At 75.4% G+C, this 8,953-nt stretch carries 7 protein-coding genes and 1 pseudogene; 2 read left to right on the top strand and 6 right to left on the bottom strand.

The window, feature by feature from the left end:
• Nucleotides 1–552 (top strand): annotated as a pseudogene (locus ABZ464_RS16980) (hypothetical protein); the annotation flags it as partial.
• Between the two features lie 63 nt (nucleotides 553–615).
• On the opposite strand, the gene ABZ464_RS16975 reads toward ABZ464_RS16980, so the two are convergent.
• Nucleotides 616–1,905: an ATP-grasp domain-containing protein gene (locus tag ABZ464_RS16975; RefSeq protein WP_359277118.1), complete on the bottom strand. Its 1,290-nt coding sequence runs from the start codon at nucleotides 1,903–1,905 to the stop codon at nucleotides 616–618.
• A 173-nt stretch (nucleotides 1,906–2,078) separates the two neighbouring features.
• Here ABZ464_RS16975 and ABZ464_RS16970 point away from each other — a divergent pair, with 173 nt between their 5' ends.
• On the top strand, nucleotides 2,079–3,497 hold the full coding sequence (locus tag ABZ464_RS16970) for a glycosyl hydrolase (RefSeq protein ID WP_359277116.1): 1,419 nt from the start codon (nucleotides 2,079–2,081) through the stop codon (nucleotides 3,495–3,497).
• Nucleotides 3,498–3,522: 25 nt separating this feature from the next.
• Here ABZ464_RS16970 and ABZ464_RS16965 read toward each other — a convergent pair whose 3' ends face one another.
• The 5 genes from ABZ464_RS16965 to murJ form a co-directional block, all read right to left on the bottom strand.
• Nucleotides 3,523–4,584 carry a GNAT family N-acetyltransferase gene (locus tag ABZ464_RS16965; RefSeq protein ID WP_359277418.1) on the bottom strand — a complete coding sequence of 354 codons (1,062 nt, stop codon included), beginning with the start codon at nucleotides 4,582–4,584 and terminating at the stop codon, nucleotides 3,523–3,525.
• 134 nt (nucleotides 4,585–4,718) lie between these two features.
• On the bottom strand, nucleotides 4,719–5,366 hold the full coding sequence (locus ABZ464_RS16960; RefSeq protein WP_359277114.1) for a lipopolysaccharide biosynthesis protein: 648 nt from the start codon (nucleotides 5,364–5,366) through the stop codon (nucleotides 4,719–4,721).
• Nucleotides 5,363–6,556 (bottom strand): glycosyltransferase, encoded by a 1,194-nt coding sequence (locus ABZ464_RS16955; protein ID WP_359277111.1) that lies wholly within the window; start codon nucleotides 6,554–6,556, stop codon nucleotides 5,363–5,365. The genes ABZ464_RS16960 and ABZ464_RS16955 overlap by 4 nt, the downstream gene beginning before the upstream one ends.
• On the bottom strand, nucleotides 6,553–7,287 hold the full coding sequence (locus ABZ464_RS16950; protein WP_359277108.1) for a polysaccharide deacetylase family protein: 735 nt from the start codon (nucleotides 7,285–7,287) through the stop codon (nucleotides 6,553–6,555). Before ABZ464_RS16950 ends, ABZ464_RS16955 begins: the two co-directional genes overlap by 4 nt.
• Nucleotides 7,274–8,899, bottom strand: a complete 1,626-nt coding sequence (gene murJ, locus ABZ464_RS16945) for a murein biosynthesis integral membrane protein MurJ (protein WP_359277415.1) — start codon at nucleotides 8,897–8,899, stop codon at nucleotides 7,274–7,276. Before murJ ends, ABZ464_RS16950 begins: the two co-directional genes overlap by 14 nt.
• Between the last annotated feature and the right edge of the window lie 54 nt (nucleotides 8,900–8,953).

Genomic DNA, 8,953 nt, shown 5'->3' with positions numbered 1-8,953 from the left:
GGCCACGACGAGCACGACAAGCCCGGTCATGGCGAGCACGGCAAGCCGGGCCACGACGAGCACGACAAGCCCGGTCATGGCGAGCACGGCAAGCCGGGCCACGACGAGCACGACAAGCCCGGTCATGGCGAGCACGGCAAGCCCGGCCACGGCGACCACGGCAAGCCGGGTCACGGCGACCATGACAAGCCGGGCCATGACGACCACGACAAGCCGGGCCACGACGACCACGACAAGCCCGGTCACGGTGGACAAGAAGGCCCGGGTTACGGCGACAACGGCGGCCCCGGTCACGGGGAACACGACTCCAGCCACGGCACGCACCCGCCGCACACCAAGCCGCCGTACACGCCCCCGTCGTCCCACACCCACCCGCCGCACACCCAGCCCCCGCACACGACTCCGCCGTCGCACACCTACCCGCCCCACAAGCCGCCGGAGCTGTCCCACACCGGCAGTGAGGCGATGCTGGCGGCCACGGGCGTCAGTGCCGCGCTGATCACGGGCGGCGCCATCCTGTACCGGCGAGGCCGGACCGCGTCCCGCCGATGACCGCGCCGGGTGCCGGACGCCCTCGCGCCCGGCACCCGCGCCGCACGGCCCCCGTACGCCCCGTCAGCGGCTCCCCGCCTTCTCGTCGTCCGTCTGCTCCGCCGAGGGCTGTGGCGCGGGTGCGGGCACCCGGCCGAGCCGGGCGGCGGCCGGCCGGGTTCCCGGTGGGACGGAACGGGGCAATCGGTCCCGCAGGCGCCGGGTGACATGGGCGCACCACAGCCGCCGCATCGCCCGTCCGGGGGCGGGGTCGTCCCCGGCGTACCAGGCCAGTTCACGGCCCTGCGGCGCCGGACGCAGCGCGGCGAGCGGTGCGTAGTTCTCGACGACGAACGTCCGCCCCGGCAGCGGCTCCCCGGCCGGCAGCGGACGGTGGGTCAGATCCAGGTGCTGGGCGCGTACGACGTCCAGTCCGGCGGCGTCGGCGAAGAGCCGGAACTGCGCGCCGGGACGGGGGTTGAAGTCGAGCAGGTGGTAGGCGCCGGTACGGCCGCAGCGGCGGAAGTCCAGGTCGAGGACGCCCCGGTAGCCGAGGGTGCCGACGAGCCGTTCGGCGAGCCTGCCGACCTGCGGGTTCTCGGTCCACTCGCCCACCGCCGTCAGCCCGGCCCCACGCGGCCAGGAGCACAGCTTGCGCCCCGCCCCGCCGCCGCGCAGCGCCCCGCGGCGGTCGGCGTACCCGTGGAGGAACCAGTCCCGGTCGGGGCCCGGCGGCAGGAAGGCCTGGAGCAGCAGCCGGCTGCCCGCTTCCTCGGTGCGCAGATACAGCTCCCGCGCGTCATGGGCGGAGCGCACCACGACCGTGCTGCGCAGTCCGCTGCCGGCCGGCAGCAGCCAGGGCCGGCTCCACTTCGCCACCAGCGGCAGCCCGAGGCGCCGGGTGGCGAAGACGGCCTGCTCGGCGCTGTCGGGGAGCACCGTCTCGGGGTGCGGCACGTCCGCCGCGGCGCACAGCGCGGCCAACTCGGCCTTGTCGGCGACCCGTTCGGGCAGTGCGCCGGGCTGCCGCGGCAGCAGATAGGCGGGGGTCAGCTCCTCGCGCAGCCGGGCCACGGCGACCGCGCCCGCGTCGTCCATGGGGATCAGCACGGCGGGCCGTCCGACGCGGGCGGCCACGCGCAACAGTACGGCGGCGATGTCGGCGGGCGCGGCGCCGGGCGGCGGCGGGGGATGCAATTGGCGTACGAAACGGGACCTGCCCACGGGGCTTCCCGTCGCGTCGGCGACCACGTGCACATCGATCCCGGCCCGGCCGAGCGAGCGTACGGCGCCGAGTGTTCCGTGGTGAAAGGGGTTCCGGTCGATCCGCAGCAGTACGGCGGGGACGCGGGTGTCGAGCAGCGACACGGGCATTGCGCTTCCTGTGGTGGTGGGTGGTGGGTGGTGGTGGGGGCCGGGTCACCGGTTCGGGCGAGCAGGGCACTCGAAAGCCGTAACGGCGGTGGCGGCACACCTTTTTGTGTGACTTTCATATAACTACGTATCAGTAGGGCAAGTTCATCCCCCGCAGTGAAGAGGGAGCCGGCATGGCCTCACAGCAGCGACGCGCCCGGTCCCGGCGGCGGGCCTTCGCCGTCGCCACGGCGGCCGCGGTGTCGGTGGTACTGGCGTCCGGCCCCGGACCCGCCGTGGCCGACCCCGTCCCGGTGCCGGGCACGACGCCGGCCGAGACCGCGCAGGCGGCGCCCCCGCAGGGTTCCGGCACGCAGCAGACGCTGCCCGCCGCCACGACCGCGGAGACCGCGCCCCCCGCCCCGACGAGCACCGAGTCCACACCCCCCGCCGCCCCGACGCCGACCCCGCCGGCCACCCTCACCCCCACTCCCAGTCCCACTCCCACCCTCACCCCCGCCTCCGTCCCGTCGACGACCCCCGCCCCGGCGACCGCCCCCACCCCCGCCTTCGGCGCCTACCTCGACTTCGGTGCGCGGGGGGTGGCCCGGATCGCGCAGCTCAGTGCCTGGCTGGGCGGGGCCGAGCTGCGGGTCGGGCACACCTATCTGCCGGGTGATCAGTGGCGCAACATCGAGGGCCCGCCCGGCTTCCTCGACGTGTGGGCGGACTGGCGGCGGGAGAAGGACGACCGGATGCTCGTCCTCAACGTGCCCATGCTGGAGCGCAACGAGGAGGGCGTCTCCGACCCCGAGGTGCGCGACCTGCTCCAGGAGGGCGCGGCCGGGGAGTTCGACCACCACTTCCGCGCCCTCGCCGAGCGGCTGGTCGGGCTCGGGGTGCCGGACACGGTGATCGTGCTCGGCTGGGAGATGAACGGCACCACGTACACCCACCGCTGCGGGCCGGACCCGCAGGCCTGGAAGGCGTACTGGAACCGGATCGTCACCGCCATGCGCGCGGTGCCGGGCCAGCGGTTCCGGTTCGACTTCACGCCCACCCGGGGCAAGGACGCCGTGCCGTGGACGGAGTGCTACCCCGGGGACGACACGGTCGACATCATCGGCATGGACGCCTACGACCAGCCGGCCGGACTCTCCTTCGACCAGCAGGTGTCCGAGCCGCTCGGCCTCCAGGAGCACGTCGACTTCGCCCGGGCCCACGGCAAGCCGGTCTCGTACCCCGAATGGGGACTGTTCCGCAACGGCGACAACGCGGAGTACATGCGCCGCATGCTCGACTGGATGGACCGGCACGGAGCCGTCTACAACACGCTGACCGACTACTGCCCGCACGGGGTGTGGCAGTGCCGCTGGAACCCGCGGGCGTCCGCGGTCTACCGCTCCCTCCTGTTCGGCCGCGCGGACGACCGGACCCCGGACCGGCCGGCGAACCCCGACAACCCCGAGAGCCCCGACAACGCCTCGACCCGGGAGCCCGCGTCCGCGCAGCCCCCGGCGGGCTGTGCGCCGATCGCCCTCGGGGCCTGGCTCGAGAGCAGGCTCGGCGGCCGGCTCTGTCTGCGGCTCGGCTGGTGGTCGCCCGCCCGCTGAACCCACGGGGGCGGGCGGGACCCCGTCAGGTCCCCCCGTCACCGGCGCGCTCCTTCCGCCGCTCCCGGCGCAGTAGCAGTTCCTTGCCCCGCCGACGGGCGGCCACGTCGCAGACGACCGCCGACAGCAGCGGGGCGGTGCGCCGCCGGGCCAGCAACAGCCGCTGGTTGACGACCGGTTCGGGCCGCCAGTGGTGCTTGTACGGTTCGTCGCCGCGCAGCAGGCTCAGCGCCGCCCGCCCCCCGTCGCGGGTGTGCTCGGCGCACGCGTCGAGCAGCATCACCGCCACGTCCGCCTTGCGCTCCCGCAGCCGGGGATGGGCGCCGTAGAGGTAGCCGCCGGCGAGCCGGCGCGACAGCAGGGTCAGATCGACGGCCACCACGTCGTCGTCCAGCCGGAACTCGGTGACCACCGCGTTCCCGGAGCGCACCATCGGGCCGACCGAGCGCACCAGGTGCTCGCAGAAGCGCGGCCGCAGATGCTCGCCGGTCACCTTGCGGTCCTGCCACTGCAGCCGGTGCAGTTCGAGGAGCCGGCGCAGCGCCGCGTCCACCTCGTCGGGCCGTACGGCGTGCCGCTCCACGCCCAGCGCGGTCAGCTTGCGCAGCTTGGCCCGCACCCGCTGGGCCTTCGCCGACGGCAGTCGGGCGACCAGCTCGTCCATGGGGAGGGCCGGCAGCTCCAGGCACATCGAGTCGCCCACCCGTCGGCGCGGCCCGCGCCAGCGCTCGTAGACCTGTTCGACCGCGCCGCCCGGCCGTACCTCACGGAAGTCGATCAGCGCGGTGCGGGCGGCCGACGCGAGGCCCTCGGTGAGCGCGGCGACGGCACGCTCGCCGTGGCCGTCGTCGACGAGGACGTCCCCGTAGTCGGAGATCGCCCCGCCGAGCGGCACCAGCGAGGGCACCGGGCGGCGGACGGCCATCAGCGGGGCGACGGCGACGAGTTCGGCGCCCTCGCGGACCACGAGCAGGCGCAGTCGGCCGCGTCCGCCGTAGGACAGCCACCAGGAGTGCAGCCAGGCGTGGCTCTGGAACGGGGTGGCCGTCGAGCATCGCTGGAAGAGACGGTCCCAGGCGGGCGCCAGCCCGGCGAAGTCCCGCTCCTCGGTGAGGAGTTCGGTGACGAGCCCACCGGTGGGTCCGCCGGTGGGTCCGGCGGTGGGTCCGGTCGTGGGGTCGGCGACGGGTCCGGCGACGGGGCCGGTGCGGTACGGCGTTTTCACAGTGCTCCATGGAAGTCGGCGGCGCGCGCGGCCGGGCCCGGTACGGCGGTCGGGGCGCCCGGTGTCTCCCGCTCCCGTCGCGGCCGTACCAGCAGCGCGAGGCCGCCGAGCAGACCGCCCGCGCTCGTCCCCACCAGGGAGGTCAGCACCGGGGACGGCGAGGACGGGTCGGTGGGTTCGACCGCGCGTGCGAACTGCTGGAGTTCGACGTTGGTGGTCTTCCGGGTGATCGTCGCGTGCGCGGTCAGCGAGCGGGAGACCGCGTTGGCCATGTCGGCGGCGAGGTCGGCGCTCGGGGCGGTGGCCGTGATGGAGACCATCGGGGCGTCCGGCGAGGTCGCCGTCGTCACATGGCGCTGCAGCGTGCGCGCCGGCACGCCCGCCGCCGCCTCGGCGTCCCCGAGCACCGCGAGCTGGGTCGCGACCCGCCCGTAGGCCTGCGCGAAGCCGAGGGCGGACGCCGGGTCGGACTTCTCGGTGGGGACGGCGACGACATAGGCGGTGGCCGTGTACACGGGCGGGGTGAGGGCGCCGTACGCGCCGCCGATCAGGCCGCCGGTGACGGCTCCGGCGGCCAGCAGGGACCAGGGCGGGAGCGTCCTGGCGCGGCGGAGGGCGGAGCGGCGTCGGGGGTGCTCGGTCATGGGGAACTGACTCCCTGGGATGTCGGGGAAGCGGAGGAGGAGGCGGGGGAGGAGGCGGGGGAGGAGGCGGGGGACGGCAGGGGCCGTCCGGTGACGGCGGCCGTGTACACGTCCATGAGCCGTTCGGCGCTGTGGGCGATGTCGTAGCGGTGGGCCGCGTCGGGCGCGGTGCGCGGGCCGGGGGGTGCGGCGCGGGCCTCGGTGAGCGCGCGGACGAACTCCTCGGTGCCGCCGGTCACCCTGCGGGCTCCGGGGGCGGTGAGGCCGTCGAGCGCGGGGCAGGAGGCGTAGCGCACGGGTAGTCCGCAGGCCAGCGCCTCGACCACCGCGAGCCCGAAGGTCTCCTCGGGAGACGGGGACACGAGCACGTCCATCGCGCAGACGAGGGACGGCAGTGCGGGGCCGGGGGTGCCGTCGGGGACACAGGGGCGTTCGCCGGTGAGCAGGACGCGGTCGCCGACGCCCGCCTCCCCGGCGAGGCGGCGCAGCGCGTCCTCCTCCGGGCCGCCGCCGACCAGCAGCAGCCGGCAGTCTCCGGGGAGCCGGGCGAGGGCGCGGACGGCGACGTCGAAGCGTTTGCCCGCGGTCAGCCGGCCGATGCCGCCGACGACGTACGCGTCCGGCGGCAGACCGAGCTGCCGGCGGGCGCGGTCGCGGGCGGCCGGGTCGAAGCGGAACCGGGCCAGGTCGATGCCGTTGGGCACGACCGCGATCCGTGCGGGCGCCACGCCCCAGGCGCGCAGCCGTCCGGCGACCGCGGGGGAGACCGCGACCGTGGTGTGGCCGAGGCGCTCACTGGCGAGATAGAGCGCCCGGACCCCGGCGGTCAGCCGTCGCCCCTCCAACTGGGAGTCGCCCAGGGAGTGTTCGGTGGCGACGACCGCCCGCACCCCGGCGAGCCGGGCGGCCGGGCGGCCGTAGACGCAGGCCCGGTAGAGATGGGTGTGGACGAGGTCGTAGCGGCCGGAGCGGATGATCCGCGTCAGCCGGGGCAGCGCGGCCAGGTCGCGGTTGCCGCGCATCCCGAGGTCGACGACCCGGACCCCGTCGGCCCGCAGCCCCTCGGCCACCGCGCCCGGGTTCGTCAGCGTCACGACCTCGCACTCGGCCGGCAGCCGCGGCAGCAGCAGCCGCAGTTGCTGCTCGGCGCCGCCCACGCCGAGGCCGGTGATGATGTGCAGGACCCTCACCGCGCCGCCTCGACCCGGCGGCGGCGCAGCGGGTGCAGCCGGTACTTGAGGAAGAGGCGCGCGGAGGTGTCGTTCTGGCCGACGTGGACGCGCGGGAAGGCGTACGGGCCGGTGAGCGGGCCGGGGTCGATCGCGCAGGCGTAGGTGTATCCGGCGTCGCGCACGGCGTCCACGGCCCGCCGGTCGATCGTGCCGTAGGGGTAGCAGAAGCCGGCGGGCGGTGTGCCCAGCAGGTCGGCGAGGGCGTCGCGGCTGCCGGCGGTCTCCGCCTTCAGGGTGGGGTCGTCGGCGCGGGTGAGGTCGAGGTGGGTGAGGCCGTGCGAGCCGATCTCGACGCCCTCGGCGGCGGCCTGCCGGATGCCGTCGGCGGTGAGCAGCGGTTTGCGCGGGCCGAGCGGGTCCCAGGCGTTGTCGCCGCCGAGCCGGCCGGGCAGCACGTACAGGGTGGCCGTGCAGCCGTGGCGGCGCAGGACGGGCAGGGCGTGGGTGAGGAAGTCGGCGTACCCGTCGTCGAAGGTGAGGCCGACGAGTCCCCTGGAGGTGGGCGCGGCGAGCAGCTCGGTCATGGAGACGCCCCTGAGGCCCCGCCGGTCCAGCCAGGCCAGCTGCCGGTCCAGCCGCTCGGGCGTGACCGTGACGCGGTACGGGTCGTCGGCGCGGTCCTCGGTCACCGAGTGGTACATCGCCACCCAGGGGACGGAGCTGCGTCTGGTGGGGTCAGGAGCGGCCATGGGGGAGCCTCCGGGTCGCGGAACGTACGGAACGGAGTGCGCGGGCGACGCCCTGGACGCCCAGGGCCCGGCCCAGCAGGACGAAGACGGCGGTCACGGTGAGAGCGCCGGCGACGAGCCCCGTGAGGGTGCCCGTGCAGCGGGCGGCGACGAGGATGCCCGCCACGGTCGCGAACAGGGCGGCGAGCACCGGCCGGCCGAGTTCGAGCAGCACGGCCCGGGTGCGCAGCGGGACGCTGCGGGGGCCGGTCCCGGCCAGCAGGACCGTCGCGGTGACGGTGATGCCGGCCGCGTTGGCGACGGCGATCCCGTACACCCCCCAGGGGCCGACGCCGAGCGCCCCGACGACGGAGGTCACCAGGATCCCGGTGGCCATCGCGCCCACCGGGTACCAGCGGCCGCGGCCCCCCGAGAAGTAGGAGCGGACGAGGACGCCGGTGAGGGTCTGGCCGAGCAGCCCCAGCGCGTACACCCGCATCACCCCGGCCGTCGCGGCGGTGTCCCGGGCGGTGAACGCGCCCCGCTGGAAGAGGATCTCGATGATCTGCGGGGCGCAGGCCACCACGGCGGCGGTGCCGAGCAGCACGATGCACGCGGCCAGCGACAGATCCCGCTCCACCCGGGTCCGGGCCCGCTCGGTGTCCCCCTCGGCCAGCGCCCGCGCGACCACCGGGAAGGTGACCGTGCACACCATCACCGACAGGATCATCGGCATCTGCGCGACCTTCTGCGCGTAGTTGAGGTGCGAGATCGCCCCGGCGGGCAGGTTCGAGGCGAGGAACCGCTCGATGAGCACCTGCGACTGCCGGCACAGCGCGAAGAGCAGCACGGTGGTCAGAAGCGCGGTGTCCAGCGGCCGCGGTTCCTCCCCGGCGGCCTCCCGCGCCGCTGACCGCTTCCTCAACTGGCGTAACAGGGACGGAAGTTGTACGACGACCATGAGGAGGCCGCCGACCGCGACCCCGGCCGCCGCCGAGCGCACCCCCCACCGCCCGCCGAGCGCGAACATCCCGGTGATGATGCCGACGTTGTACGCCACGTAGATCGCCGCGGGTGCCACGAACCGCCGGTGCGCGCGCAGGGCGGCACTGCAGTACCCGGCGAGCCCGAAGCTCACCACACAGGTCGCGGTCAGCCGGGTGCAGCCGACGGCGAGCGCCGGGTCGGGCAGCCCCGGGGCGAGCACCCCCACCAACTGCGGCGCGATGCCGACGAGCAGGGCACCGATCGCGACGAACGCCAGCGACAGCCGCGGAAGCGTCCCGGCGACCAGGGCGCGGACCGGGTCGCCGGGGGCGCCCTGGGAGCGGCGGGCCAGCGCCATGCTGAACGCGGGGATCAGCGCGAACGCCAGCCCGTCCTCGATGAGCAGGGTCGCCGCGAACTCCGGGACGGTCCACGCGACGAGGAAGGCGTCCGTGTCGCTGCCCGCCCCGAACAGCCGCGCCAGCGCCTGATCCCGGACCAGCCCGAGCAACGAACCGGCGACCGAGAGCGCGGCGGTGACGAGCGCGGCCTTGGCGAGGAACCCCCCCGAGGCCGGAGGAAGCTCGGCGGGCCCGACGTCCCCCGCACCCTCCCCGACCGACACACCGACCCGCGCCGAGGGCATGACCACACCGCCACCGGCACGACGCATCCGCCGCGACGCCCGGGAAGGCACGAC

Source organism: Streptomyces sp. NPDC005820 (assembly GCF_040630255.1).
Classification (GTDB): Bacteria; Actinomycetota; Actinomycetes; order Streptomycetales; family Streptomycetaceae; genus Streptomyces.
Note: the sequence above shows the minus strand (reverse complement) of the source record. Positions and strands in the feature narration are given on the sequence as shown.

What these genes read in the sequence shown, in the direction of transcription:
- ABZ464_RS16950 (WP_359277108.1), bottom strand. Translation starts at nt 7,287, where the DNA reads ATGGCCGCTCCTGACCCCACCAGACGCAGCTCCGTCCCCTGGGTGGCG.
- ABZ464_RS16960 (WP_359277114.1), bottom strand. Translation starts at nt 5,366, where the DNA reads ATGACCGAGCACCCCCGACGCCGCTCCGCCCTCCGCCGCGCCAGGACG.
- ABZ464_RS16975 (WP_359277118.1), bottom strand. Translation starts at nt 1,905, where the DNA reads ATGCCCGTGTCGCTGCTCGACACCCGCGTCCCCGCCGTACTGCTGCGG.
- ABZ464_RS16970 (WP_359277116.1), top strand. Translation starts at nt 2,079, where the DNA reads ATGGCCTCACAGCAGCGACGCGCCCGGTCCCGGCGGCGGGCCTTCGCC.
- murJ (WP_359277415.1), bottom strand. Translation starts at nt 8,899, where the DNA reads ATGCCCTCGGCGCGGGTCGGTGTGTCGGTCGGGGAGGGTGCGGGGGAC.